This window comes from Sphingomonas phyllosphaerae FA2, from assembly GCF_000427645.1.
GTDB lineage: Bacteria > Pseudomonadota > Alphaproteobacteria > Sphingomonadales > Sphingomonadaceae > Sphingomonas > Sphingomonas phyllosphaerae.
In genome coordinates this window covers 1,764,115-1,789,992 of sequence record NZ_KE386571.1, presented here as the reverse complement: position 1 = coordinate 1,789,992, position 25,878 = coordinate 1,764,115, and the positions used below count along the sequence as shown (strand labels likewise).

Annotated in this window: 17 protein-coding genes; 11 read left to right on the top strand and 6 right to left on the bottom strand. The window is 70.0% G+C overall.

Annotated elements, in window-relative coordinates; all coding sequences use genetic code 11:
* The first annotated feature begins 233 nt into the window (after window positions 1–233).
* From SPHPH_RS0108705 to SPHPH_RS19285, 3 genes are all read left to right on the top strand, one after another.
* A complete protein-coding gene (locus SPHPH_RS0108705) occupies window positions 234–542 on the top strand; it encodes a hypothetical protein (protein WP_028966355.1) in 309 nt (102 codons plus the stop codon).
* A gap of 63 nt (window positions 543–605) precedes the next feature.
* The gene (locus tag SPHPH_RS0108700) at window positions 606–1,124 is read left to right on the top strand and encodes a hypothetical protein (RefSeq protein WP_156025914.1); all 519 of its coding nucleotides are present in this window, start codon (window positions 606–608) and stop codon (window positions 1,122–1,124) included.
* Between the two features lie 55 nt (window positions 1,125–1,179).
* Window positions 1,180–1,668, top strand: a complete 489-nt coding sequence (locus SPHPH_RS19285; RefSeq protein WP_156025912.1) for a hypothetical protein — start codon at window positions 1,180–1,182, stop codon at window positions 1,666–1,668.
* A 218-nt stretch (window positions 1,669–1,886) separates the two neighbouring features.
* Here SPHPH_RS19285 and SPHPH_RS0108690 read toward each other — a convergent pair whose 3' ends face one another.
* From SPHPH_RS0108690 to SPHPH_RS0108680, 3 genes are all read right to left on the bottom strand, one after another.
* A complete protein-coding gene (locus tag SPHPH_RS0108690) occupies window positions 1,887–3,086 on the bottom strand; it encodes an FAD-dependent oxidoreductase (protein ID WP_028966353.1) in 1,200 nt (399 codons plus the stop codon).
* A gap of 9 nt (window positions 3,087–3,095) precedes the next feature.
* Entirely contained in the window at window positions 3,096–4,706 is a 1,611-nt protein-coding gene (locus tag SPHPH_RS0108685) for an ABC-F family ATP-binding cassette domain-containing protein (RefSeq protein WP_028966352.1), read from the bottom strand.
* 120 nt (window positions 4,707–4,826) lie between these two features.
* Window positions 4,827–5,774, bottom strand: coding sequence for an NAD-dependent epimerase/dehydratase family protein (locus SPHPH_RS0108680; RefSeq protein ID WP_037489371.1), 948 nt, complete (start codon window positions 5,772–5,774; stop codon window positions 4,827–4,829).
* An 89-nt stretch (window positions 5,775–5,863) separates the two neighbouring features.
* On the opposite strand from SPHPH_RS0108680, the gene SPHPH_RS0108675 reads away from it, so the two are divergent.
* Window positions 5,864–6,742, top strand: coding sequence for a LysR family transcriptional regulator (locus tag SPHPH_RS0108675; protein ID WP_028966350.1), 879 nt, complete (start codon window positions 5,864–5,866; stop codon window positions 6,740–6,742).
* Between the two features lie 287 nt (window positions 6,743–7,029).
* Here SPHPH_RS0108675 and SPHPH_RS21405 read toward each other — a convergent pair whose 3' ends face one another.
* Window positions 7,030–7,203, bottom strand: coding sequence for a hypothetical protein (locus SPHPH_RS21405; RefSeq protein ID WP_202900654.1), 174 nt, complete (start codon window positions 7,201–7,203; stop codon window positions 7,030–7,032).
* A 38-nt stretch (window positions 7,204–7,241) separates the two neighbouring features.
* Here SPHPH_RS21405 and SPHPH_RS0108665 point away from each other — a divergent pair, with 38 nt between their 5' ends.
* From SPHPH_RS0108665 to SPHPH_RS20770, 4 genes are all read left to right on the top strand, one after another.
* Window positions 7,242–7,421, top strand: a complete 180-nt coding sequence (locus tag SPHPH_RS0108665; RefSeq protein ID WP_028966349.1) for a hypothetical protein — start codon at window positions 7,242–7,244, stop codon at window positions 7,419–7,421.
* Between the two features lie 415 nt (window positions 7,422–7,836).
* Window positions 7,837–9,597 (top strand): ShlB/FhaC/HecB family hemolysin secretion/activation protein, encoded by a 1,761-nt coding sequence (locus tag SPHPH_RS19280; protein WP_156025910.1) that lies wholly within the window; start codon window positions 7,837–7,839, stop codon window positions 9,595–9,597.
* A gap of 30 nt (window positions 9,598–9,627) precedes the next feature.
* Window positions 9,628–18,762 (top strand): filamentous hemagglutinin N-terminal domain-containing protein, encoded by a 9,135-nt coding sequence (locus SPHPH_RS0108655; RefSeq protein WP_028966348.1) that lies wholly within the window; start codon window positions 9,628–9,630, stop codon window positions 18,760–18,762.
* A 2-nt stretch (window positions 18,763–18,764) separates the two neighbouring features.
* Window positions 18,765–19,367, top strand: coding sequence for a LysR substrate-binding domain-containing protein (locus tag SPHPH_RS20770; protein ID WP_081668576.1), 603 nt, complete (start codon window positions 18,765–18,767; stop codon window positions 19,365–19,367).
* 195 nt (window positions 19,368–19,562) lie between these two features.
* Here SPHPH_RS20770 and SPHPH_RS0108645 read toward each other — a convergent pair whose 3' ends face one another.
* Both SPHPH_RS0108645 and SPHPH_RS19270 read right to left on the bottom strand, forming a co-directional pair.
* Window positions 19,563–20,828: a dipeptidase gene (locus SPHPH_RS0108645; RefSeq protein ID WP_028966346.1), complete on the bottom strand. Its 1,266-nt coding sequence runs from the start codon at window positions 20,826–20,828 to the stop codon at window positions 19,563–19,565.
* Window positions 20,825–21,529 (bottom strand): helix-turn-helix domain-containing protein, encoded by a 705-nt coding sequence (locus tag SPHPH_RS19270; RefSeq protein WP_037488322.1) that lies wholly within the window; start codon window positions 21,527–21,529, stop codon window positions 20,825–20,827. Before SPHPH_RS19270 ends, SPHPH_RS0108645 begins: the two co-directional genes overlap by 4 nt.
* Before the next feature lie 100 nt (window positions 21,530–21,629).
* On the opposite strand from SPHPH_RS19270, the gene SPHPH_RS0108635 reads away from it, so the two are divergent.
* The 3 genes from SPHPH_RS0108635 to SPHPH_RS19265 are packed head-to-tail and all read left to right on the top strand — an operon-like array spanning window position 21,630 to window position 25,875.
* The gene (locus SPHPH_RS0108635) at window positions 21,630–23,615 is read left to right on the top strand and encodes a serine hydrolase domain-containing protein (RefSeq protein WP_238302993.1); all 1,986 of its coding nucleotides are present in this window, start codon (window positions 21,630–21,632) and stop codon (window positions 23,613–23,615) included.
* The gene (locus tag SPHPH_RS0108630; protein WP_037488320.1) at window positions 23,615–24,604 is read left to right on the top strand and encodes a dipeptide epimerase; all 990 of its coding nucleotides are present in this window, start codon (window positions 23,615–23,617) and stop codon (window positions 24,602–24,604) included. The genes SPHPH_RS0108635 and SPHPH_RS0108630 overlap by 1 nt, the downstream gene beginning before the upstream one ends.
* Window positions 24,592–25,875, top strand: a complete 1,284-nt coding sequence (locus SPHPH_RS19265) for a peptide MFS transporter (protein ID WP_051272922.1) — start codon at window positions 24,592–24,594, stop codon at window positions 25,873–25,875. Before SPHPH_RS0108630 ends, SPHPH_RS19265 begins: the two co-directional genes overlap by 13 nt.
* The last annotated feature ends 3 nt before the right edge of the window (window positions 25,876–25,878 follow it).

Genomic DNA, 25,878 nt, shown 5'->3' with positions numbered 1-25,878 from the left:
TGGTTCGGGCCGGGCATTCGGCTACTAATCGCGGGGTTCTCACGCCCCGGTCCGCCTGCTGGCGAACGTGGCTGGTGTAGGCCGGACCGGTTAACGAACCAAGTCCTGCCGTGCAGGAATGACGTTCGGGTTGCTGCAACATGCGGCAAGCTGGGCTGCTTCCGCCTGAACAATCTGACGCATTTCTAGATGCTTACTCTCTCCGGCAGCGACAATCTGCTGGAGGAAAGAAAATGAAGCGCCGCCGCTTTCCGTTGATGTTCCGCGTGAGCGCCGTCTTGCTGCTGACCGCTCTGATCGCCGGACAATGGTGGCAACGCCAGCCCGCCGGCAGCATCGCTGGCTGGGTGCTGGCCATCGCCGAGGTGTATTGCCCGGCCGCCGCCATCCACCGCTCCGGCACCATCGCGGATAGCGCCCGCACATTCGATAGCTGGGGCTATGCCGTGATCGGCAACGCCATCTTTCGCGATGGCCGCGACCGCTGCCGCGTGAGGAAGGGAAGATTGGCCGGGGCCGAGCGAAGCCCTGACGAGAGATGAAAATCGAAGGGGCCTGAACCGGACCAGCCGGTCCGGGGATCACGCTTATCCTGAAAAGGCTCCATGTCCTCCATGATCCACGATGTTTTGCCGACCGCCTCGGTCGCGTTGATGAACTATGTCCTCGGCGAACTCCGCTGCGACGAACCGGCGCCGCTCTTCGGCAACTCCGGCCTGCCCGGGGCGGTCGAATGCCTCGACCATAACGTCATCATCGCGATGACCCCCGTCACCGAGCCGTTGTTCGATCAGGCGCTGCTGCGCTGTGCCGCCACGCGGCGTCGCGATACGCTGTTGATTCGGCACGGTTTCCACCCCGAGACGATCGACCCCGTCCGCGTCGATGTCGCGCTGCGCTCGATCACCGGACCGCTGCTGCTCACCGACCTCAGTTTCTTTCGCGACCGCGACCAAGGCCTGCATCTGGTGCCCGCTCGTGGCGGACTGTCGGTGAAGCTCGGCCGCCACGGGGTCGAGATCGGCACCCGGCTGCCCTGGAACTGCCTGTGGGACCGCGCTGCCGGGCTGGAGTGCGCCGCCGCCCAGATCGTGCGCGCCTGCCGGAGCGAGAACCAGATTTGAGATGAACGAGACGATGAACGGCCCCGATGCGGGGATGAAACAGGGAGATAGAATGATGACCAACACGATCTTCGAAGCCGCCGTCACCCGCGCCATCGTCAAGCTGCTGCTCGGCAACCGCAAGCTCAAGCCCGGCGTCGTCATCACCGGCGGCGATGCGCTCGGCATCGAGGACAAGATCGAGGTGGGCCGCCATGCCGTGGAAACCAGTTCCGATCTGCTGCACCTCGAATTTCGCAACCGTCCGACCCCGGCGCTGACCGGGATCGCGCTGTTCCTGCCGCGCGATGGTCGCTGCCACATCCAGAGCGGTTGTCACTTGTGGCTGTCGAAGGCGGGCAACCGGGGGCTGATCCTGCCGCAGGCGCATGTGCGTGGCCATTTCCGCCTCGCGCCGCGCGAGATCGTGCATATCGACGGCAAGCCCGCCGACGATCTGAGCGACGGCATCGAACGCGCCAGCGCCTGGCTGACCCGGCAGGTCATGCGGCCCAATGTCCAGTATGATGACGCCCAGTGCACGCTGCGGGCGCAGGCAGCCTGACTGATCCGGGTCGAGCTCTATCACCCTATACGGACGAGCCAGCGAATTCGGACAGCCGCGGATATATTTTCGCCGTCTGTGTCCGAATACGCCGTCTTGCCCGTATAGGGAATGAGAAAGCCCTTTCTTCCCTCGGAGCAGCGGTCGTTGTGAGCGCTGGCCGACGGTTGGTGTAAGGGCACACGTTGCATTCGGCTATTTCGATGCGCGCCCGTCCGCTAACCGAACAGCGGCTTCAGGGGATTGCCGATGAGGCCGCTGACCATTGCCGCCTGGATGCGGGTGGCTGGCCAAAGCTTCGACAACGGCCCGACGATGCGATCGCGCACGAACGGGATCGCCCGGCTGTCGGACTGGTAGACCGGGGTGAACAGCGCGGTCAGCGCCTGGTACAGGTGGACATGCCGCCGGCGCATCGCGATCGCCGAACCGAGTGCCGCCGCGACATCCGGTGATCGCCGCAACGCCAGCGCCAGGGCATAGGCATCGAGCAACGCCATATTCGCGCCCTGGCCCAATTGCGGGCTGGCCGAATGCCAGGCGTCGCCGATGTGGATCATGCCCGTCTCCGCGGGCGTCGATAACGTGCGGTGCGCATAATGGGCGAAGGTGAGTTGATCGGCCGATCGGATCTGGTCGAGCAATCCTCGCGTTGCTGGCCATAGTGCGGATACCTCGGCCTTCCAGACGTCGAGCCCGGCCATCCTCCAATCTGGCAGCCGATCCGCGCGCAACGACCAAAACAGCGCGGCCTGTTGGCGTGGGGCGCCGGGAAACCGCCCGATGGGCAGGACGCCAACCATCACGCTCGCGCGCCGATAGCGCTGTTCAAGTGCGCCGGGATCGAAACCGGCATCGGCGGGCCAGTCCAACGTGCCCCAGAGCGCACCATAGGCCAGTTTGCGACCGCAGGGTGGCGCCAGTGGCGTCCGTGTGCCGAGCGCGTCGACGATCAGGTCGAATGGCCCGACGCGGCGACCGCCCTCCAGCAGCAGGAAGCGGCGGTCGTCTGCTGCCATCTCGCTTCCCGTCACCCCGCAGCCGGTTTCGATCGCGATCCGCTCGGCACCGACGGCTTCGTGCAGCACGGCGAACAAGGTTGCGCGGTGGACGCCGATGCCAAACCCTGCGCCTTTGCCGAGCGCGGCATAGCGGACGTCGAGGACGACCCGGCCGCTGCTTCCCGCCTCGCCGTGGAGGCGATCGATGCGCGCACCGTGGTCGAGCAGCGCGTCGGCCAGCCCGAGTTCGCGCAGGACGGCAAAGCCTGTTGGCTGGATCATCAGCCCCGATCCCACCGGGCGGGGCGCATCGAACCGCTCGAACAGCGTGACATGGTGGCCGTCGCGATGCAGTAGCAACGCCGTGGCGAGACCCGCCGGGCCACAGCCCGCTATGGCGATATGAAGACGCTGCATCGCGCCGGCCTAACCGGGCTCGGGCGTGGCGGCATCCTCTTTGATGCTGCTGACGGCCACGGACCGCTCGATGCCGATCGCGTTCAGGAAGCGAGCGTCGTGGCTGACCACGAGCAGCGCCCCGTCGAACCCTTGCAGCGCGCGTTCCAGAACCTCGATCGACTCGATATCGAGATGGTTGGTCGGCTCGTCGAGGATCAGCAGCCAAGGCGGCTGCGGTCCGGAGAGCGCGGCGGCCAATCCTGCCCGCAGCCGCTCCCCACCCGACAGCGTGCCGACGAGCCGCTGGGCATCACGGTTGCGAAAGGCGAAGCGCGCGCAGGCGGCATGGACCGCCTCTTCGTCCAGCGTGGGGTGGAGGCGGCGCAGGTTGCCGATGATGGTGTCGGCGGCGTCGAGCAGGCCGATATGCTGGTCGAGCATGGCGATCCGATCGGCGCGTCGGCGAACCGTACCGCTGGCCGGCGCGATGGCGCCCTTGGCGAGGCGGAGCAGGGTCGATTTGCCGGCGCCGTTGCGGCCGATCAGCGCGACACGCTCGGCGCCGCGAATGGTCAGGGACCAGGGTCCGAAATGTCGGTCGCCATATGCGACGGTCGCTTGCTCGATCGCGAGCACCTCCGCCTGTGACGGCAGACCGGTGGCCGGTAGATCGATCGTCAGCGGCGTCAGCACCTCGACCCGCGTCTGTGCAGCGTCGCGGGCTTGCACAGCCTCCTTGATCTGTCGTTCGGCGAGGCGGCGGGCCTGTCCCCCGCTGTTCTCCGCGCGCTCGGCGCGGGCACCGAGCAGGAGCTTCGGCTCCGATCCCTTGGCAGCAAAGGTGCGCCCGGCCTTGTCGCGTCGGTCCTTGGCCTCGCGCGCGGACTGAGCGGTCAGGCGGGTGGTGCGAAGGGCGGCATCGGTGCGGGTCTGTTCGGCCTCCGCACGGGACCTTTCGGCATCGCGCGCCGCTGCGAAGGCCGACCAGCCGCCGACGACGATGCGATTGCCGATCGGGCTGAGTTCGACGATGCGGTCCATGGTTCCGAGCAGCGCGCGATCATGGCTGGCAACCAAAAGGCCGCCACGCCAGCCTGCGATCCAGCGTTCGATGGCGGTTCGGCCTTCGGCGTCGAGATTGTTGGTCGGTTCGTCGAGCAGCAACAGGTCGGGCTTGGCGATCGCCAGCCGGGCCATGCCGACCCGCGTCCGCTCGCCGCCGGACAGGCTTCCCATCGGGCGCTCCAGGGCGATGCCGCCGAGGCCGACATCGGCGAGCGCGGCATCGATCGCCGCCGGCAGTGTCCAGTCAGCGGCGTCGAAGTCTGCCGCGGTGCCATCCCCGGCTTCGATCCTTGCCAAGATCGACAGCGAGCGGTGGACACCGAGTGCCTCGGCGACGCTATCCCCGTCATGCCACAGCTGGGCAAGCCGGTCGACCGTGCCCGCGCGGTGGGCCGTGCCGGACAAGGGAAGCGCTTCGCCCGCAATGATGTGCAGCAGCGTCGACTTGCCGGATCCGTTGCGCCCGACCAAGCCGATGCGCTCGGCACCGACCGACAAGGTCAGATCATGGAAGAGCGGTCGGCCGTCAGGCGTGGCGGCGGAAAGGTTGGAGAGAGTGAGGAAGTTCGACATGAACACCGTGGCGGACGGAAAGGGCAGGGCGGGTGGCGCTGATCTTCCGGTCGTTCATGGTCGTGGCTCCTTCGGTCTCGCCACTGGTATAGCCGATGGCGGCCCCCACGTCACCCGCCGTCAGAGACAGCCGAGGCTCGCCAGCGCCACCCGCACTGCGTCGTCCAGCGGCGTACGGGGTTCCTGCCCGAGTTCCGCCACCAGCCGATCGTTCGCCAGACGCACCGGCTGCTCCCAGAGATAGCGCATTTCCGTCAACTCGCGTGGCGTCGTGGCGAACAGCGCGGCCAGGCGAAGCTGCCACCAGGGCAGGGGGCGGATCGGCACGGCCGGATCGCCGAGCACGCGGGCGATCGCCTCGACCATCCGGCGGCCGTCCGGATCCCAATGACCGTCCATGTGGAAACGCGCAAAGGCCGGCAGGTCGGGTTGGTCGAGCAACCGCGCCATCGTCTCGGCGACGTCGGGGAGGTACGCCCATTGATGACCCACGCCGCGCTTTCCGGGATTACGGATCACGCGGGGCCGGGAGCCGGGCGTGATCAGTCCCTGGCCGAACCAGTTGTTCGCGGCGCCCGGGCCGAAATAATCCCCCGCGCGGACGATCAGAACCTTGGCATCGCCCGTGTCTGCCGCAGCTTCCAGGCGTCGTTCCAATTCGACGCGGATCGCGCCCTTGCGACTGCGGGGATGCTGGGGGGCATCCTCGGTGATCGACGGAAAGGCATCGGCGCCGAAATTATAGACCGTCGCCGGCAGCACGATCCGCCCGCCGCTCGCCTTCGCCGCCGCCAGCGTGCTGTCGAGCATCGGCAGGACCAGCTTTCCCCAGTCGCGATAGCCCGGCGGGTTCACGGCATGGACGATGACGTCCGCCCCTGTCGCTGCGGCAATCACGCCAGCCGGGTCCAGCGCATCGCCCCTCACGCCTATGCATCCCTCGGGCAGGCGCGCGGTATCGCTTCGGGTCAGTGCCCGGATGGTCCAGTTGCCTGCGAGCAGTCGCCGGGCCATCGCCCCGCCAATCCCTCCGTTGGCACCCAGAATTAGTGCTGTTCGCTGTGTCATCATCGTCTCCATCGTGACAACGACGATGATGATGGCAGTTCAGTGAAACGAAAATTGCTGAAAACCGGCAAGCCACTATACGTAAATCTATGAGCAACGAACCAAGCTGGGATGTCTATCGAAGTTTCGCCGTCGTACTGCGCGAGGGATCCTTGTCCGGTGCGGCTAGGGCGCTCGGCATGACGCAGCCGAGCATCGCCCGCCATATCGATGCGCTTGAACGAGCGGTCGATGGCACGCTGTTCGTTCGCACTCAGCGAGGGCTGTCGCCGACCGATCATGCGCTGTCGCTTCGCCCCCATGCCGATGCGCTGGTGGCCGCCGCGGCGGCGCTACGGCGATCGGGCAGCGGCGGTCCGGATGCCGTATCCGGCGTCGTGCGGATCAGCGCCAGCCATGCAGTCGGCGTCATGCACCTGCCGCCGATCCTGACGGATCTCCGCCGGGCGCATCCCGAGCTGACGATCGAATTGTCGCTGTCTGATCAGCCCGACGATCTGCTTCAACGCCATGCCGACATCGCGGTGCGGATGTTCGAGCCGACCCAGAAAGCGTTGGTTGCCCGCCACGTCGGGGATGTTCGTCTCGGTTTCCACGCACGCCGCGATTATCTCGACCGGCGCGGCGTGCCGAACACATTGGCCGATCTGTCCGGCCACGACCTGATTGGCTTCGACACCGAGACGGATTTCATCCGCGCGGCCATGCGGCACCTGCCAAGTATCGACCGGTCCGCGTTCGCCTTGCGGGTCGACAGCGATGCGGCACAGTTCGCGGCTATCCAGGCGGGGTTCGGGATCGGTATTTGCCAGACTGTCGTCGCAGAGCGTGATCCGGCGCTTGTGCGGATTTTGGTCGATGCGCTGGATCTGCCGCTGCCTATATGGATCGTGATGCATGAGGATCTGAAGCGCATCAGGCGATGCCGTGTAGTGTTCGATATGTTGGCGAAGGCCTTTATGCGCTGACCCCGATCTAACCTTTTGATCCAGTCGTTGGGGTTGGTGAGGCAGGCATGTCGTCGGATCTGGGTGGAGAGCTGCCGGTCCGCTTTCGGGCAACCAGATGGCGTAAGGGGACGTTCGTTCATGAAGCTCGCAACGGCAGCTAGGTCCGCATCCGTCAGGCCGGTCAGGGCGCTGATGTCGGCGGCGAGCGGCTCTCCCGGATCCTGCCGCCACTCGAACGCCTCGTCGATGGTGGTGATCACGCCATCGGCGTCGTAGCGGAAGCGGCGGATGGCGAGTTCGATCACCTACCCGGTGTCTTGGTCGAGTCCGGTTGTCTCGACGTCGATCGCGACGCCCACGTGAAGTCCGCGACCGACACCAACGCCGGTCGGGCCTTCGAGCAGGCGTAGCGGATGCAGGACGCGCACGTTCGCGTCGCCGGCCGCTGCGATGCGGTCGACCTCGGCACGCAAGGTCATGTGTCTCTCCTGAACTCGGATCGGGCCAGTGAGCGGCGGTGCGGAGCGACGCCCTCAACCCCAGCGCTTCGCAGCTGCTCGACGGCATTCCGTTCGAGGAGAGTGTCAGGAAGAAGCGCTATCCGGTGCATCGGATGCTCGAGCGCGCCGCCGCAGGGGTCACCACTTTCGACCTGACACGCCGCTCGTCCCGGCCATCCACGTCGCCGATGTCCTGATCCGAAACGGCGTGCCGCAGATCGCTCCCGGGCTGTGGAAGAGGAAGCCGGCCGAAAAACTCCTGCTCCTGCCCCCGGTTACGACGCGGGTACCGACCTAAGTTCGGCGGCGGCCCCTTTTTGGCACTCCTTCGTAGCGGAAATTTGAGTGCTGCCGCACCTCCACGGCCTGTTGGGAACAAACGCAGTCCTGAACTTTGGAGGCACTTGGTCTAAAGAGCGTCTATAAATCCCGTAGGCATCGAAGCTGCTGTTGCGGGCATTATTTGAGCGTCAGGCACGTCAATTAGTAGCGCCGCCGCGCAAGGGTGATCGCTCAGCTGTCATGGCATTTAAACGAAGTACTGTCGCTGCATAAAGGTTGTATTAACCAGTGCGTGCGATTGCGTCGGGGGCGCCGCCGTCTGGGGGGATCATGCGCATCGTTCGATTTGTAATTGCGCGTGGCCTATGGGCGGTGGCGTTCGTCGGCAGCGCGGGATCCGCTGTCGCGCAGGAGCGGCCCAACACACCCGACAGCCTGCCGAGCCGCGAACAAATCCAGCAGCCAATCCCCGACGCCCGCACCGGCGATGCCACGCAGGTGCGCGTCGACGCATCGGGCGTAGCCGAGGCGGCGTTGTGCCCGCTCGACACCTCGCCGTTGCGCACGACCTTGACCACGGTGGCGTTCGTCGCCGCGGACGAGCGCCCGCTGCCCGAGGAGATCACCGCAGTGCTGGCTGGGGTCGGCACTGGCGCGCCGGGCGAGCAGCCGATTGGAGTCGTCTGTCGGGTCCGCGACCGCGCGACTGCTGCGCTGCGCGCGGCGGGTTACGTCGCGTTGGTGCAGGTGCCGCCGCAGGAGCTGGCCGGCGGAAAGCTGACGCTTAGCGTGGTGCTGGCGCACATCACCGAGGTGGGCGTGCGCGGCGATGTCGGGCCTAATCGCGCTGCATTGCTTGCACGAATCGCGCAATTGCAGAAGCTCGACCCGCTTAACGAGCGCGCCGCCGAGCGTATCCTGTTGTTGGCGGGTGACATTCCGGGACTCGATGTCCAGCTGGCGCTGCGCCCCGCCGGCACCGTGCCGGGGGCGGTGATCGGCGACCTGACGATCGTGCGGCGGCGCTTCGCGCTGCTCGCCAACATCCAGAACTATGGCTCGCGGCAGATCGGGCGCGAGATCGGCTATGCGCGCGCCGAGGGGTACGGGCTGCTGACCGCTAGCGACACCGCCTATGTCGGCGTGTCCTCCACGATCGGATCGGACGAGCAACTGGTCGGGCAGGTCGGGTGGCTGACCGGCGTCGGCAGCCAAGGCACGACGTTCGGGCTGCGCGCGAATTACGCGCTGTCGCGGCCCGACCTGGGGCAGCTCGACCTGCGTTCCAACTCGCTGATCGCGGGGTTCGACGTGACGGTCCCGGTGATCCGGTCGCTGTCGCGCAACCTGACGCTGGGCACCGGCGCCGAGCTGATCGAACAGCACACGCGCATCTATGCGCGCGATACGTCGAGTCCGCTGAACCGCGACAAGCTGCGCGTGCTGTTCGTGCGGGGTGCGGGCAGCGTGCGTGCGCGCCAGCCCGATGGCAGCGAATGGGGCTCGCTGGCGGGCACGCTGGAGTTGCGGCGCGGGTTGTCGCTGTTCGATGCGACGAGGCGCGGCGAGACGCGCAGCGGCTACGGCTATACGCCGTCGCGGTTCGGGGCGAACCCGCAGGCGCTGGTGATCCGCGGGACGCTGGACGGCGTGGTGCGCAGCGGCGCGATTTCGGTGGCGAGTGCGGCGCGCGGGCAATGGGCGAGGAACGCGCTTCTCAATTTCGAGGAATTCTCGGTCGGCAGCCTGTCGATCGGGCGCGGCTACGATCCCGGTGCCAACAGCGGCGACCGCGCGGTGGGCGTGCAGAACGAGGTGCGCGTCGACCTGCCCGCCACGTCGCGCGCACCGGTACAGGTGTTCGCGTTCAACGACACCGTCTGGCTGTGGAACCTCGACTGCAACACCACCGAGGCGCAGCGGCGTTTGCGGTCGTACGGCGCGGGGGTGCGCGTGACGCTGCCGGGGCGTGCGGTGCTGGAGGTTGGCTATGCGCGCCCGCTGGACCGCGCGCTGTCGTTCGACAAGGCGCGGCCGCCGGGGCGGCTGATGATATCGCTGACCGCGCAATTTGCGCCGCAGGCACGCTAAGATGACATCCGGGGGGCGAGCATGCGAAAGATGAACCTGCGACGGGCACTGACCCTGACCACCGCGCTGAACGGCGCGCTGCTGGTCGCGGGCGCGCAGGCGCAGACCGGCGTCACGCTGTCCGACATCGCCAGCCACAGCGGCACCACCACGCCGACGATCTCCGCCGACAACACCCGGATCGACGTCGGCGTCAGCAGCGCGGGCGGGGCGGTGGTGGAATGGAACCGCTTCGACATTCCGCTGGGCAATACGATCGCCTTCAATGACGCGACGGCAACGCCGGGCACGCTGCCGCTGGCGGTGCTCAACCGCGTGACCGGCAACGTCGGCAATCCGTCGGTCATCAACGGCGCGCTGAAATCCGACGCGAACATCGCGGTCTATTTGGTCAATCCGTCGGGGATCACCTTCGGCCCGACAGGCGCGGTCAATGTCGGCGCGCTGATCGCCAGCGCGATCGACCTGCCCGACACCGCCTTCGATGCGACGGGCGCCAGCAACCGCTTCCGCCTGGAAACCGGCGGCACCGCGGGCAGGATCACCGTGTCGCCGCGCGCGACGCTGACCACCACCGGCACCAAGGTGGTCGGGGGCACGGCGCTCAGCAACCTCGTCCTGATCGGCGCCAGCGTGCAGGTGCCCACCGCGACGGGTAGCGATCTGCCCGCGACGCTGAAGGCAAGCGGCGACGTCGCGCTGGTGGCGTCGCACGACGTGACGGTCGCCACCAGCCTGGGCAGCCCGTTGTCGATCACGATCGCCAAGGGCACGACCGTGGCCGGGGCGTTCAGCGTCGACGGCACGATCGAGGGACGCAACGTCACGCTGGCGCTCGCCACGCAAGGCGCGCTGACCGACCAGTTGCTGTCGGTGAAGGGCGATTTGACCGCGACCGGCGCGACCGCGACCGACCGCGGCATAGTGCTGAGCGCCGGTGCGCCGTCGGGCGAGGCGAGCAATCCCGCCGTGACCTATGCCGCGGGCGCGACCGCGACCGACGTGCAGCGCAACACCGCGCTGTCGAGCGCCGCGGCGCTACGCGGCGCGCGCGCCGTGCGCGCGATCGCGGGCGGCGCGGTGACCGTCGCGGGCTCCGTCCTGTCGCAGGGTGCCGACTATATCGCGCGCGGATCGAGCGTGACGCTGGGCACCGCCAACACGACGGTGGCGCAGCAGGTGTTCGGCAAAATCGACGTGACCGCGACCGGCGCGATCACCGGGCTGGGCGACCTGCGGCTCACGTCGAACCGCGCCGAGCTCGGCTATGATGCAGCGATCAGCCGCGGGATCTTCATGGACGGCGCCAGCATCGCGCTGGGCAGTGCGCGGCTGACGACCGGTGTGCCCGCACCGGAGTCCTATGCGGTGCAGGTGCGCAGCGCCGGGTCGATCGCACTGGGTCAGGTCGCGGCGTTCGGCATCACCGCGGCGGACGCCAATCACACGGTGGCGCAGGGCACCACGCTGAACGTTTTGGGCGACCTGACGATCGGTTCGGCGACGCTGGACGCCGCGACGTTCGACGTCGCCGGCAATCTGACGATCGACTCGCTGGCGACGCGCGGCACCGCGGCGCTGTCGACCTCGGCCGGCGGAAACGTCGCGATCGGCGCGCGGTCGCTCGGCGCGGGGGCGGGGGCGGTGACGACGAGCGCGGGGGCGGTGACAATCGATGCTGCGGGCGACGCGACGGTCGCGGCCAGCGTCGATGCCGCGGACACTTATACCGTCACCGGCCGCAACGTGACGCTGGGCGGGGCGACGGCGGTGACGCAGGTATCGCAGGGCGGTGCGGTGACCATTACCGCCGACGCGGGCACGATCACGACCGGCAGCGCCGCGGTGACGTTGCAGACCGTCGTTGCGCAACCCCTGACGGTGACGACCGCGACCGCCCCCAACGACGGGGAAATCGTGCTGGGCCGGGCGACGTTGCTGGGCGGAGGCGCGGTCGACATAAGCTCCGCCCCGACGGCGACCGCGGTGACGCTGGGCGACGTGACCGCGACGGGCGCGCTGACGATCGACAGCGCGGGCGGCGGCCTGACCACGGGCGCCTTGTCGGCAAGCAGCGCGACGCTGAGCGCCCCGGACGACATCGTAGCGGCCAGCGTGACCGGAACGAGCGGCGCGGTGTCGATCACCGGCACCGGCGATGTGCGCGTAGCGGGCGCGATCGCGGCGGGCGGCGTCCTGACGGTCGATCGATCGGGAACGCTGCGGGCCGCGTCGCTGTCGGGGACCGGCGGCATCGCGATCGGGCAGAACGTGCGCGGCGCGGCGCTGACCGTGACGGGCACGACGAGTGCCGGCACCGGTGGCGCGGTTGCGATCTCGAGCAACGGTGCGCAAAGCTATGGCGGTGCGATCACCGCCGGAGGGGCGGCGACGCTCGACACCAATGCGGCGCTGCAACTGGCGACGTTGAACGCCGCTGGGCGCGTCCAGTTGAGGGGCGACGGCATCGGCGCAACGTCGGTGACGCAGACGGCCGGAGCGGCGCTGACGATCGCCGGGCGTGGTACCGGTGCCGTGACATTGGGCACCCTCGCTTCGAACGACGCCGTCGTGGTCAGCGGGCCGACCGCGGTCAGCGTGACCGGCGCGGTCACCGCAGGCGCCGATTATACGGTGACCGGCGCGGGCGTGACCCTGGGCGGCGTGACCGGCGCGGTGCAACGCGCGCGACGGGCGGTGACGGTGACCGCGCGCACCGGTAATGTGCTGGCGCGCGACGGAGTGCTGCTGCGCGCGAACGACCTGGGCACCGGCACCGATGCGCTGACGATCCAGACGCTGGGCGCAGGCGCGCGCACGATCGACACCGTCGCGGCGAGGCTGGCGGGCGGGACATCGCAACAAAGCGTCGTGCGGATCCTGTCGGCGGATGCCGGGGGGGTGGTGCGGCTGGGCACCGTCACAGCGCTGGCGTTGCAGGGCGACCGTGCGGGCGGCGGCTTCGCAGACACGATCACACGCAGCGGCACGATCGGGCTCGGCTCCTTGTCGCTGTCGCGCGGGCTAACGGCGCGCAGCACCGGTGCCGGGCTGACGACGAGCGGCATACAGATCGTAACCGCGGGCGCGCCGCTGTCGCTGGACGCCGCGACCACGATTGCTGGGGCGGACGCGGTGGTCAGCGCGGACGGGCCGACCAGCTTGACCAGCAACGGCGCGATCGTGTTGGGCGCTATCACCAGCCGCAACGCGGCGACGACGGTGACGACCAACGCCGGCACGCTGAACGCCGGATCGGTTTCGGCGGGAACAGCCTTGTCGATCGCGACCGGCGCGGGTGCGGCGTCGGTCGACACGATCAGCGGCGGCAGCGTGGCGGTGACCGCCGCGACGCTGGCCGGGCGCGGCACGGGCGCACGCACCGCGCTGACCTCGGCGGGCGCGGCGACGCTGACGCTCGGCGACGGCCTGCTGGGCGCGCTGCAGGCCGGCACGCTGACCGCGACGGCAAGCACGCTGGACGTGACGTCGGCGACGACGACCGGCGGCGCGTTGTTGGTGACGACGACGGGCACGCTGGACGCCGGGTCGCTGACCGCGGCGAACGGGCTGACGGTGGATGCGGCGGCAGTGCGGCTCGACAGCGGCGTCGGGGGCATCGGGGACGTCACGATCGACGCGGGCTCGCTGGCGGGGCGCGGCGCCGACGGGCGGACCGACCTTAGCGCCGGTGGCGTGCTGGCGCTGACGCTGGGAGGGACCGGAGCGCTCGGCACGGTGAGCGGCGCGGCGATCAACGCGACCGCGACGACGCTGGACGTGACGAGCGCGACGACGACGAGTGGCGATCTGACCCTCAGGATCACGGAAACGCTGACCGCCGGAAATCTCGAGGCGGCGGGCGCGCTGACGGTGGAGTCGGCGAGCGTGTCGCTGGGCCGCGGGATCGCCGCCGGGGCTATGACGATCCGCGCAGGGTCGCTGGCGGGCATCGGGATCGGCGGGCGGACCAGCCTGTTCGCGGACGGTGCGCTGACGCTGGCGCTGGGTACGGGGCGCCTCGACTCGGCGAGCGGCGCGACGATCGATGCGACCGCGACGACGCTGGACGTGAGCGATTTCCTAACGGCGACGGTAAGCGGCTTGTCGGTGACGACGGGGCAGCTGAACGCCGGATCGCTGCAGGCCGCGACCGCTCTGACGGTGGATGCGGCGGACGTGCTGCTGGGCAACGGCGGTGCCGGTGCGGATATCACGATCAGCGCGGGGTCACTGTCCGGACCGCTGTCCGGATCGGGCATGGGCGGGCGCACGGACCTGAACGCGGGCGGCGATGTGGCGCTGGCGCTGGGGAGGGGCGCGATCGGTACGGTTACCGGCGCGACGATCGACGCGAAGGCGACGACGCTTGACGTGGCGCAGGTGGTCGCGACCGGAGGTGCGGCGACGCTGACCACCAGCGGTGCAACGACGCTGGGTGGGGCGCAGGCGGCGGGCGCGGTGACGGTGCAGGCCGGCGGTGCGGCGCAGGTGCGCGGCGCGGTGACGGCGGGCGGCGACTATGAGGTGAGCGGGCGCGGCGTGACGCTGGGCGACGGCGCGGCGCTGGTGGTGCAGCGTGCCGATGGCGCGGTCGCGATCCGCGCGGCCGATGGCGACATCGTCGGCGGCCTCGGCACGACGCTGCGCGCGAACGCCGACGGCACCGGGGCCGAGCAACTGCTGCTGGCGACCAGCGGCAACAGCGCGGGGGCGATCGCGCTGCGTGGGGCGGTGCAGGCCGGCGCGACGCGCGCGGCGGGCTCCGCCTTGGTGGTACGCTCGCGCACCGTGGGGAACGCGGTCACGCTGGGCGATGTCGTGTCGGGCGAGCTGCTGGGCGCGGTGGGGGCAAGTGCCGCACCGACGACCGGCATCGTGCGCGACGCGGCGGTGTCGGTCGGTGCGGTCGACCTCGGCGGCGCCTTGCTGCTCGACAGCGGCGCGGGCGTGGGTACCGGCGCGGCGTCCGCGACCACTATCACGCTGCGTAGCGCGGGCGGGACGCAGGCGGCGGCGTTGACCGCGCGGAATGGTGCGGTGACGCTGGCCGGGGCGGGCGGCGCGCAGGTGACGGGCGCGATCGTCGCGGCGGGTGACCTGACCGTCGCGCAGGCCGGCACACTGACGCTGGGCAGCGTCGCGGCGCAGAATGTCGCGATCGGCACGGGCGGCGTCCTGCCCACGACGGTGACGCTGACCGGCGGCCTGACCGCACGCGGCACGCTGGCGGTGCGCAGCACGGCGGGGCAATCCTATGGCGGCGATGTGGGGGCGGCGGGCGCGGCGACGCTGGCGGGCAGCGCGCTGGCGTTGCGCGACCTCACCGGCGCGGCGGACGTGACACTGACCGCGGCGAGCGGCGACCTGACCGGCGGGTCCGTCAGCGTGGGCGGGGTGGCGACGTTGGACGCCGGTGCCATCGTGGCGTTGACGCGGCTGGCGGCGATCGGCGCGGGCGTCGCGCGCGGGGCGAGCGTCAGGCTCGACAGCGCGGCGAGCCGTGACGCGGGTATGACGCTGATCGCGCGCGATGGGGCGCTGGCCGCGCGGCAAGTGACTGCGGGCACCGATATCTCGCTGGCTGCCGGCGGCGCGCTGGCGCTGGATACGGCGAGCGCCGCGCGCGACCTGACGGTGGTGGATGCGGCCGGCCTGGGCGCGCGCGGGGAGGGCGTGCTTTCGAAACTGACGGCGGGGCGCGACCTCTCGCTGACGGTGCGGGGCGCGATCCAGGCCGGAGAGGTCACCGCCGGGCGCGACCTGCGTTCGGTCGCCGGATCGCTGGACGCGACGCGGACGATCGCGGGCGGCGCGCTAACGCTCGACAGCGATGGTGCGCTGACGGTGACCGAGGCGTCGGCCAGTGGCTCGGTCGCGGTGGTCGGGGGGATCGTGGCGCTGGGGTCGACGACCGGCGCTGCGCTGACCCTCACGAGCACGAGCGGCGTTCTGTCGCTGGGAGTCGCGCGCGGCAGCGGCGACGTCGCGATCGACGCCAGCGGTGCCGCGACCGCCGGGACCGTTGCGGGCGGCGCCGTGCGCGTGACCGCGGGTGGCGCGGCGGGGCTCGGCACGCTGACCACCGACACGCTGGCGGTGGATGCGGACGCGATCACGCTCGGCACCGCGACGGCGGCGCGCGACGTCACGCTGCGGGCGACGCGCGGCCTGAACGCGGAAGCGATCGTCAGCCGCGGCGGCGCGCTGGTGGCGGAGGCGGGAGGCGCCGCGGCGCTCCAGTCGATCGTGACGGCCGGTGTGGCGACGATCGGTGGCGCGGGCGTGACGCTCGGGACGGTGCGGGCCGGGTCGCTCGATGCGACGGCGCGCGGGGGTGCTCTCGGCGTCAACGATGCCGCGACCGCGGGTGCGCTGACGCTGGCGGCCACGTCGGACGTGACCGCGCGGTTGCTCGACAGCGGCAGTACGCTGGCGGTGGATGGCGGCGGTGCGGTGCAGGTGGCGAACGCGACGAGCGCGGGTGCGACGACGATCGCGGGGCGCGGGATTGCGGTGACGACGCTGCATAGCGCGGCGCTGACGATGACCGCGCGAGCGGGGGCGCTATCGGTCGACGACGCGCTGGTCGCGGGCGACGCCGCGCTGACCGCAACGGACGCGGTCGACGTGCGGCAGGCGGTAAGCAGCAATGGGGCACTGGCGATCGATGCGGGCGGCGCGCTGCAGGTCAGCGCAGCGGCGACCCGCGTGCCGGCGTTCGACCCCGGCAGCGGTGCGACGGTATCGGCGGGGGGCCTTTCGGTCGTGGCGGGCGGTGGGCTCGATGGGGCGACCGCGCAGGTCGTGGCCGACCCGACGCTTGGTGCGGGCAATGCGCTGCGGGCCGGCGACGGCACGGTGGGCAGTGCGGCGACGATCAACGGTGCCGGCACGGTGGCGCTGGGCCAGTTCGCGGCCGGGAATACGCTGGTGGTCAATGCCGGCAGCGACGCCACGCTGGGGACGGTATCAGCGCGCGATGTGGTCGTGCGGTCGAGAGGCGCGCAACGCGTCGCCAGCCTGACCGCGACCGGCAGCGCGACACTGGATGCGCGCGGCGCGCTGAGCGTGGCGGATGCGACGATCGGCGGGGCCGCTGAGCTGTCCACCGCGCAGGGGGCGACGATCGGACAAATCGCCGCGACCGAGGCGCTGGCGATCACGGCCGGCGGGGGCGCGACGCTCGACCGCGGGTCGGGCGCACAGGCGACGGTAGCGGCCGGCGACACGCTGGGTATCGGGACTCTGGCGACGGCGGGCGACGCGACGCTGCGCGCGGGCGGCGACCTGGGAGTGAGCGATGCGACGGTCGGCGGGGCGGCGACCCTGACCGCCGGACGCGCGGCCACACTGGGCCGGGTCGCGGCGACGGGTGCGCTGTCGCTCGAGACGGGCGGGAGCGCGACGCTCGACACGGTCGACGCCGCGGCGATCGGCGTCCAGTCGGGCGGCGCGGCCACGATCGGCACGCTGGCCGCGCGCGGGGCGGCACGCGTCGTTGCCGGTGGGGCCCTGTCGGCGCGCACCTGGGATGCCACGGGGTACAGCGAGCTGCACGGGCAAGGCGTCGCGGTCGATACGGTGCGCACGCAAGGCGCGCTGGCAGCGATGGCGAGCGCGGGCGACCTGTCGCTCGGCACCCTGCGGGCCGCCGCGACGACGCTGCGCGCCAGCGGCACTGCCCGGCTGACCGGCGCGGTGACCGCCGCGGGTACGCACGACGTGCGCGCTGGCGCGATCGTGCTGGGCGGCGACGGTGCGGTGGCGCAGGGCGCGGGCGGCATCGCGCTGACCGCGACGCAAGGCGCGGTCGCGTCGCGCGGCGCCCTGGCGCTGACCGCGGGCAGCGGCGGGCTGTCGATCGCGGCGGAGAGCAGCGGCGGCGCGGTCGATTTGGCCCCCGCGACCACGCTGACCAGCGGCGGCGCGCTCGCGATCACCACCACCGGCGTCGCGCGGCTCGGCAGCGTCTCCAACCCGACGCGCACCGTGGCGATCCGCGCGGGCGACCTCGCGCTGGCCGCACCGGTCGTCGCCGGGGAGGTGGCGATCACCGGCTATGACGCCAGCCGGGGCATGCGACTGGGCGACGCGCCCGGCGACAATGCCACCGAATATGGCACGGCCGCCGCGCGGCTAAACCTGAGCGGCGCCGAATTCGCCTTGGTCGATGCGGCGCGGGTCGTGGTGGACGCCGGGCAGGGCGCGGTGACGCTCGGTGCGCTCGCGCTGAAGCCCGCGACCGGCGCGACCACCTTCGCGCTCCGCACGCGCGGGCGGATCGACGTGCTCGGGCGCTTCGTGGCGGACGGATCGCCCCCCACGCGGACGATCGTACTGGGCGGCGGCAGCGACGCGGCGACGCGCGCCACGCAGCTGCGCGTCGCGACGACCTCGGGCGCGGGCGGGCGATTGCTGGTCGGCGACGCGACGCTTGATCTGCGCGCCGATGCGATCGGGGTCGGGCTGGACGACGGGTTCCTGCGCGAGTTAGGGCTGACCGCGGGCGGCGCTCCGATCGCGCCGGGCACCGCCGCCTCGACCTATGTCGCGCAGTCGACGTCGGCGCTGTACAATGCGGCGCGCTTCGGGGCGCAGGGCATTTATGCCGACCGCACGACGGTGCGCGCCGGGCGGGTGATCGTCCGCTACGGCGGGTTCGCATTGTTCCAGAATACCGGCCTGTCGGGCACGACCGATGGCGTGGTGATCGGCGGCACGGCTCCGGGCCAGTCGGCGGGGATGGGCGCGTTGCAGCTTTATGTCGCCGCGCCCGCCAATACGGTCGCGCTGTTCGGCACGATCGACGGGATCGGCGGTACCGCGACCTCGCTGCTGAGGACTGACACGCTGGTCGTCGGCGACGGCGTGGCGCGCGCGGACAGCCGCGCCAACGGCTGTCTGATCGGTGCCGCGGGGGGCGGGTGCCTGTCCGCGTCGCTGGCGCTACCCGTGCTCAACATCTTCGATTCGAGCCGCATCGACGTGTTCCGCGCCGGCGACGACCTGACGCTGCCGTTCGATCCGCTCATCAGCACCAGCAACGAGGCGCTGTTCAGCGACATTGCCGAAACCGCGGTCTGCACCAACAGCGGGCTGACCAGTCCCGAGGAAGTGTCCCGGACCGAGCGCGCCGCCTGTACGCCGGCGGGGAGGCCGTGACGATGCGCCGCGCAATCGAAATGCTGATGCTGGTCGCGGCGCTGCTGCCCGCCCCCGCCGCGATGGCGGCCGCGCCGGTGCGGATCCAGGAGAGCGCCGCCTTGCCCGACGCTTCGTGCTGGGCCGCGACGCGACCGGCGAGCCGTGCGTGGCGGCGCTCAACTGGCGCGACGCGCGCGTCGGCGACGTGTTCGATCGCGCCTGGTCGATCACCTGCCGCGGCGTCGCGGCCACCCGCCTGGCCGATCTCGGCGATCACGATTGTCTCGGTCACACCAATGCGTCGCTGGCAGGAACGACATCATGGGCGTTCGGCAAAGACGGAACGATCAAGGTGCCGATCTCGGGATCGATGTGTTGCGACAATGGGCGAGGCCCTGGTTCGCGCCGCCATCGCGGGCCAGGGGCTGGTCTATGGGCCACGCTTCATTGCGACGGAGGCGCTGCGAGCCGGTCAGCTTGTCGAGCTTGAACTCGACGAGCCGCCCATGACGCTGGGCGCGGCTTATGCCATCACTCATCCGACCAGGCGGCCCGCCGCCAAGACGCGGGCGTGGATCGATTTCCTGGCGCAAACACTGCCGGCTCTTGGCGCGGATTGGTGAAATGCCATGGCGGGAGATGGCGTCGAATGTGCTGAAACACCATCGTTTGCGGGCGGCCGACGAACAGCGACGGCCGGCTAAATCGCTTCCTGTCATGCGCTAGCACAATTAGGTCGACGAGGTGGGCTATTCGCCTGAACGAACGACTGCTTTTGGAAAGCCTTTAAACCGCGCCGAGTGGCCGCAATTGGGTCATCAATCTTGTTCGTGGACAAGCCTCTTCGACACAGATGTCGATTTGACAGCAAGCCGCGCCTTGACCCGCTCGGCTGCCTCCATCACGCGCAGAACGTTGCCGCCGGCCAGCTTGGCGACGTCTGCATCGGACCAGCCGCGGCGCATCAACTCGGCCAGCAGCGCTGGATAGGTCGACACGTCTCCGAGCCCCCTGGGCAGCGTCTCGCCGACGCCGTCGAAGTCGGAGCCGATCCCGACATGGTCGACACCGGCAACCTTGGCGACATGGACGATATGGTCCGCCACCTCGGCGAGCGTCACGTTGGGGGCCGGATGGGCGCGGAGCCAGGCAGCGTAATCCGCCGCCGCCTTGTCCGGCTGGCCGATATCCAGCCCGTTGTACGGCGGTGAGTTGAGCCGCGCCTTCTCCGCCAGCGAGTCGGCGGACCAGCGACGATAGGCGTCGGAGACATAACCGGGCGCATAGTCCACCATCACCACGCCGCCGTTGCGCGCCACCAGCCGCAGCACGTCGTCCGAGACGTTGCGCGGGTGGTCATTGAGCGCGCGCGCGCCGGAGTGCGAGAAGATCACCGGTGCCTGCGTTACCGCCAGCGCGTCCCGCATCACCTTCTCGCTGACGTGCGACAGGTCGACGAGCATGCCGAGCCGGTTGAGTTCGAGCACCACGGTGCGTCCGAAGGCGGTGAGCCCGCCGTACCGCGGGTCGTCGGTGGCGGAATCGGCCCAGTCGATCGTGCGCGAGTGGGTGAGGGTGAGATAGCCTGCACCTAATGCGGCATAGGCCCGCAGCACCGAGAGGCTACCGTCGATCTGGCCGCCGCCTTCGACCCCGATCAGGCACGCGATCCGCCCGGCGGCATGCGCGCGACGCACGTCGGCGGCGGTGCGCGCAAGCGCGAACGTGTCGGGGTACCGGTCCGGCAGCGAGCGGACCAGATCGATCTGCTCAAGCGTCTGCTCCACCTGCTCCTTGCCGGGCAGGTCGGGGGACACCCATACCGACCAGAATTGCCCGCCGACACCGCCGCGCCGCAGCCGCGCTATATCGGTGTTATAGGCCGGCCGGCGCGCGCCCAGATCGCGCAGGTTTATCGTCCAGCGCGTCTCGCCCTCGCGCTCGCGCAACGCTTCAGGCCAATCGTTGTGACCGTCGATCAGCGGCGTGAGCTTGAGCACGTGCGCCACCCGCGCGTTAACATCCTGCGCCGCGGCCGGCGTGGCCACGAGCAGCGCGACCATGGCGAGCATCACCGCCTTCATCGCACCCGCCCGCTGCGGCGCGACGTGGCGGGTGGGTCATTTTCGTTTTCCGCGCCAACGCCACCCTGGCCATGGTGCAGCATCAGCAGCGATTGCATCAACTCTTCCTCGGCGCTCGACATCACCGCCAGCACCTCGGCTTCCTCGCAGCCGGTCGCGGCGAGATAGGCATGGCCCATGCTCGAATCGATATAGATCGCCTGACCGAGCTCCAGCGTGACCGGATCGTAGAATTCGGTCTGCACCTCGACCCGACCGCTCAGCACGTACAGGAACTCCTCGCCCGAGTGGCGCACCAGCTCGCCGAACTGTTCGGCCGAGCGCGCGCGAATCTTGGTGATCACCGGGATCATCCGCTTCCGTCGCAGCTCGGTGCAGAGATAATAATAATCGTAGTTGGAAGTTTCGACCCGCACCGATTGCGCCACGTCGCCAATACTGCGCCGTGCCGTCACCGGCTGTGTCGATTCTTCGCTCTCCTCGGCGAACAGGTCGGTCATGCGCATTCCGAGCCGCCGCGCCAGCGTCTGCAACTTGTCGTAGGTGAGCGTCAGCCGGTCGTGCTCGATCTTGGATAGGGTCGAGACCGGGATTCCGGACTTGGCGCTCATTTCCTTGAGCGTCCAGCTCTCGCGCGCGCGAAGCCCCTTCAGGAGCGCGCCCAAGGTTGGCGGCGATGTCGGCACGGCGGCGTCCTCCATGAGGCATTGACGAAGCGCCTAAACAGGATAACGTTGTCCTGATCAGGAGAGTGTCTGAGAATAACGATAAGCGGAGGCGCCGGCAATGGGGATGAGACGGATGCTCGCGTGGCTGTCAGCGGCGATCGGCGCGGCGGCGGTCGCCGCACTCGCGCCGGCACAGGCGCCGACGAAGCCGGGCGCCCCGACGGTGGCGCAGGCGGCTGCGCCCGCAGCACCGGCAGCGTCGACCGGTCCCCGCGCGCTGACTGGTGATGACGTCACCGCCTGGCTCGATGGCTACATGCCCTACGCGCTGCACAGCGGCGATATCGCGGGCGCGGTGGTGACGGTGGTGCGCGACGGCCGGGTGATCGCGGCGCGCGGCTACGGCTATGCCGACATCGCGAAGCGTCGCCCGGTCGATCCTAGCCTGACCTTGTTCCGCCCCGGCTCGGTGTCGAAGCTCGTTACCTGGACGGCGGTGATGCAACAGGTCGAGGCGGGCAGGCTCGACCTCGACGCCGACGTCAACCGCTACCTCGACTTCACCATCCCTGCGTACCGCGGCCAGCCGATCACGCTGCGCCAGATCATGACCCACACCGCCGGATTCGAGGAAGCGAACAAGAAGCTGATCACCTACGACGCGCACGACGTCGAACCGATCGGCGCCTATCTGAAGCGCCACGTACCCGCGCGGGTCCATGCGCCGGGCACGACCCCGGCCTATTCCAACTGGGCGACGACGCTGGCGGGCTATATCGTCGAGCGCGTCAGCGGCATGCCGTTCGATGATTATGTCGAGCAGCGCATCTTCCGCCCGCTCGACATGCGCACCGCGAGCTTCCGCCAGCCGCTGCCGCCGCGGTTGCGTGCGCTGGTGGCGAAGGGCTATCCACTCGCTTCGGGCGAGCCCAAGCCGTTCGAGATCGTTGTGCCCGGCCCGGCGGGATCGCTGTCCGCCTCCGGGCTGGACATGGCCAAGTTCATGATCGCGCACCTCGACGTTGGGCGCGGCGTGCTGCGCCCCGAAACGGCGGCGCTGATGCACGGCAGTCCGCTCGCCAAGGTGAACCCGCGCTCGCTGATCCCGCCGCTCAACCGCATGGAGCTGGGCTTCTTCGAGACCAACATCAACGGTCGCCGCGTGATCGCGCACCTCGGCGACACCAACCAAATGCATACCTCGCTCCACCTCTTTTTGGCGGAGCGCACCGGGCTGTACGTCTCATTCAACTCGGCCGGCCGCGATGGCGCGGCGCATGTCGCGCGCGGGCAGCTGTTTCAGGATTTCGCCGACCGCTACTTCCCCGGGGCGACGCTCCCGGCGGGCCGCGTCGATGCGGCCACTGCGCGCCGGCACGCCGCGGCGCTCGCAGGGCATTGGCAGGTCAGCCGCGCGTCCTTCACCAACTTCGTCGACATCGCCAATCTGTTCGGTCAGGCGGAGGTAGGAGCCGACGCGCAGGGCAGGCTGGTCATCCCGTCGGTGAAGGGCGCCAACGGCGTGCCGATCGCCTGGGTCGAGGTCGCGCCCTATGTCTGGCGCGACCCGGCCGGCCACGACCGGCTGGCGGCGCAGCTGGTCGACGGGCAGCCGGTGCGGTGGAGCTTCGACCTCGTCTCGCCCTTCATGGTGTGGGACCGCGTGCCCGCCCATCGCAACGCCGCCTGGCTGCTGCCGGCACTCTATGCCAGCCTCGCGGTGCTGCTGCTGACCGCGCTGTACTGGCCGGCGAACTGGTATCTGCGCCGCCGCTACCAGGGCATCGCGCCGCTCGCCGGAGTGTCGCTGCGCGCGGCGCGTGCGGCGCGGGTGATGGCGCTGGCGGCGCTGCTCGTGCTGGGCGGCTGGTTCTGGCTGATCTCGGTGCTGTTCGGGGACTCTGCGCCCGGCGACGGCTGGCTGACGCTCCTGCAACTCGCCAGCATCGTCGTGTTCGTCGGCGCGGTCGGCGTCGCGGGCTGGAACACCCTTGTGACGGTGCGTGATAACCGGCCGTGGACGCGCAAGCTATGGGCGGTGCTGCTGTTGCTCGCCACGCTGGTGGTGCTGTGGGTTGCCGCGGCCTTCCACCTGCTCGCGCTGACGGTGCATTACTGATGCTGCGGCTCTCCACCGACGCCGCGACGCTGCGGCTGGCGCAGCCGTTCCGCATCTCGGGCTATGTCTTCGAGACCGCCGAGGTGCTGGTCGTCACGCTTGACGACGGCACGCACCGGGGACGCGGTGAGGGCGCGGGGGCTTATTACCTCGGCGATAATCTGACGAAGATGCTCGCCGACGTGGCCGCGGCGCGCGCGGCGATCGAGGTGGGGCCGACGCGCGAGCAGCTGCGCGCGCTGATGCCCGCAGGCGGGGCGCGCAACGCGGTCGACGCCGCTTTGTGGGAGCTGGAGGCACGGCGCTGCGGCACGCCGGTATGGCAGCTCGCCGGGCTGGCCGAGCCGCCGCCCCCGATCGTCACCACCTTCACCGTCAGTGCGGACACGCCCGAGGCGATGGCGGCGGTGGCGCGCGGTTACGCGCGGGCGCGCTCGATCAAGGTGAAGCTTACCGGCGAGCTGGCGCTGGACCTCGCGCGCGTCGCAGCGATCCGCGCCGCGCGCCCCGATGTGTGGCTCGGCGTCGACGGCAATCAGGGCTTCGCGCGCGGCGAACTCGACGCACTGGTCGCGGGCCTGCTGCCGCACGGCGTGTCGCTGCTCGAGCAGCCACTCGCGCGCGGCGCGGAGGCCGAACTCGACGGCTATCGCTCCGCCATCGCCATCGCCGGTGACGAGAGCCTGCTGACGCTCGACGACGTCGCGGGCGCCAAGGGCCGGTTCGACGTCGTCAACATCAAGCTCGACAAGTGCGGCGGGCTTACCGAGGGGCTGCTGATGGCGGCCGCGGCGCGCCGGCTTGGGCTGGGCGTCATGGTGGGGACGATGATCGGCACCAGCCTCGCCACCGCGCCCGGCTTCGTGCTGGGCCAGCTCGCCGACCTCGTCGACCTCGATGGCCCAACTTTCCTGGCCGAGGACCGCGTGCCGAGCGTCCGCTACGACGATGGCCTGCTCCACGCCGGCCCGGAGGTATGGGGCGGGTGAGCGCCGCCGTGCCGGCAGCACGGACGTGGTTCGGTCAGCCGCGCGGGCTAACCGTGCTGTTCCTCACGAACATGTGGGAGCAATTCTCCTACTATGGAATGCGTGCGCTGCTGGTCTATTACATGACCAAGCAGTTGATGCTGGGGCAGGCACAGGCGTCGCTGGTCTATGGCGTCTATACCGCCTGTGCCTATTTCACCCCGATCGTCGGCGGCTTGATCGCCGACCGGCTGCTCGGCAAGCGGCGCGCGATCGTGGTGGGCGGCTCAATCATGGCGCTCGGCCATTTCATGATGACGTTCGAACCGCTGTTCTACGTCGCGCTGGTGACGATTGCGATTGGCAACGGGCTGTTCCTACCGAGCCTGCCGAGCCAGATCGACGACCTTTACGAACCCGGCGACCCTCGCGTCGGCTGGGCGTACAACGTCTATTACGTCGGGGTGAATATCGGCGGCTTCCTCGCGCCATTGCTGTGCGGGACGCTGGGCGAGCTGTACGGCTGGCATTACGGCTTCGGCGCGGCCGGCGTCGGCATGGTGGCGGGGCTGGGTATCTATTTGTGGGGGCAGCACCACCTGCCCGCAACAGCGCGCGCTGCGCCCGCGACCCGTACCGCACCGCGCGGCCGGTTCACGCGTGAGGTGGCGCTGCTGCTGGTCGCGGTGGCGCTGTGCGTCACTGTCTTCCGTGCAGCCTATGAGCAGGTCGGCAACACCGTGGCACTGTGGGCCGATACGGGCGTCGACCGTCGCGCCGGCGATGCGATCGTGCCGATGACCTGGTTCCAGTCGCTCAACCCGTTGTTCGTGATGGCGCTGACCCCGCCGCTGCTGGCGCGCTGGCGGCGTCGATCGGCGCGTGGCGGCGCGGAGCGGCCGGTGCGTCGGATGGCGGTGGGGGCGCTGATCGTCGCGGGTGCCTATCTTCTGCTCGCTGCGCTGGCGGCGCGGGATGGCGCATCGCACTGGCTATGGCTTGCGCTGTTCTTCGCGCTGCTCACCATCGGCGAGCTGCATATCCTGCCGACCGGGCTGGGGCTGTTCGCGCGGCTCGCACCAACAGGGCTGGGCGCGACGACCGTGGCAGCCTGGTACCTCGCCACCTTCGCCGGCAGCCTCGCCGCGGGGCTGGTCGGCACCACCTGGACTGCTTTGGGTCACGGGGCCTTCTTCCTGCTGCTCGCCGGGCTTGCCGCGCTTGCCGCCGCGCTGCTGGCGGCGATCGACCCGGCATCTCTGGCAGTAATCAGAACAGGCGAGCGACGCTGAATT

What these genes read in the sequence shown, in the direction of transcription:
- SPHPH_RS0108705 (WP_028966355.1), top strand. Translation starts at nt 234, where the DNA reads ATGAAGCGCCGCCGCTTTCCGTTGATGTTCCGCGTGAGCGCCGTCTTG.
- SPHPH_RS0108700 (WP_156025914.1), top strand. Translation starts at nt 606, where the DNA reads ATGTCCTCCATGATCCACGATGTTTTGCCGACCGCCTCGGTCGCGTTG.
- SPHPH_RS19285 (WP_156025912.1), top strand. Translation starts at nt 1,180, where the DNA reads ATGACCAACACGATCTTCGAAGCCGCCGTCACCCGCGCCATCGTCAAG.
- SPHPH_RS0108690 (WP_028966353.1), bottom strand. Translation starts at nt 3,086, where the DNA reads ATGCAGCGTCTTCATATCGCCATAGCGGGCTGTGGCCCGGCGGGTCTC.
- SPHPH_RS0108685 (WP_028966352.1), bottom strand. Translation starts at nt 4,706, where the DNA reads ATGTCGAACTTCCTCACTCTCTCCAACCTTTCCGCCGCCACGCCTGAC.
- SPHPH_RS0108680 (WP_037489371.1), bottom strand. Translation starts at nt 5,774, where the DNA reads ATGACACAGCGAACAGCACTAATTCTGGGTGCCAACGGAGGGATTGGC.
- SPHPH_RS0108675 (WP_028966350.1), top strand. Translation starts at nt 5,864, where the DNA reads ATGAGCAACGAACCAAGCTGGGATGTCTATCGAAGTTTCGCCGTCGTA.
- SPHPH_RS21405 (WP_202900654.1), bottom strand. Translation starts at nt 7,203, where the DNA reads ATGACCTTGCGTGCCGAGGTCGACCGCATCGCAGCGGCCGGCGACGCG.
- SPHPH_RS19280 (WP_156025910.1), top strand. Translation starts at nt 7,837, where the DNA reads ATGCGCATCGTTCGATTTGTAATTGCGCGTGGCCTATGGGCGGTGGCG.
- SPHPH_RS0108655 (WP_028966348.1), top strand. Translation starts at nt 9,628, where the DNA reads ATGAACCTGCGACGGGCACTGACCCTGACCACCGCGCTGAACGGCGCG.
- SPHPH_RS20770 (WP_081668576.1), top strand. Translation starts at nt 18,765, where the DNA reads ATGCGCCGCGCAATCGAAATGCTGATGCTGGTCGCGGCGCTGCTGCCC.
- SPHPH_RS0108645 (WP_028966346.1), bottom strand. Translation starts at nt 20,828, where the DNA reads ATGAAGGCGGTGATGCTCGCCATGGTCGCGCTGCTCGTGGCCACGCCG.
- SPHPH_RS19270 (WP_037488322.1), bottom strand. Translation starts at nt 21,529, where the DNA reads ATGGAGGACGCCGCCGTGCCGACATCGCCGCCAACCTTGGGCGCGCTC.
- SPHPH_RS0108635 (WP_238302993.1), top strand. Translation starts at nt 21,630, where the DNA reads ATGCTCGCGTGGCTGTCAGCGGCGATCGGCGCGGCGGCGGTCGCCGCA.
- SPHPH_RS0108630 (WP_037488320.1), top strand. Translation starts at nt 23,615, where the DNA reads ATGCTGCGGCTCTCCACCGACGCCGCGACGCTGCGGCTGGCGCAGCCG.
- SPHPH_RS19265 (WP_051272922.1), top strand. Translation starts at nt 24,592, where the DNA reads ATGGGGCGGGTGAGCGCCGCCGTGCCGGCAGCACGGACGTGGTTCGGT.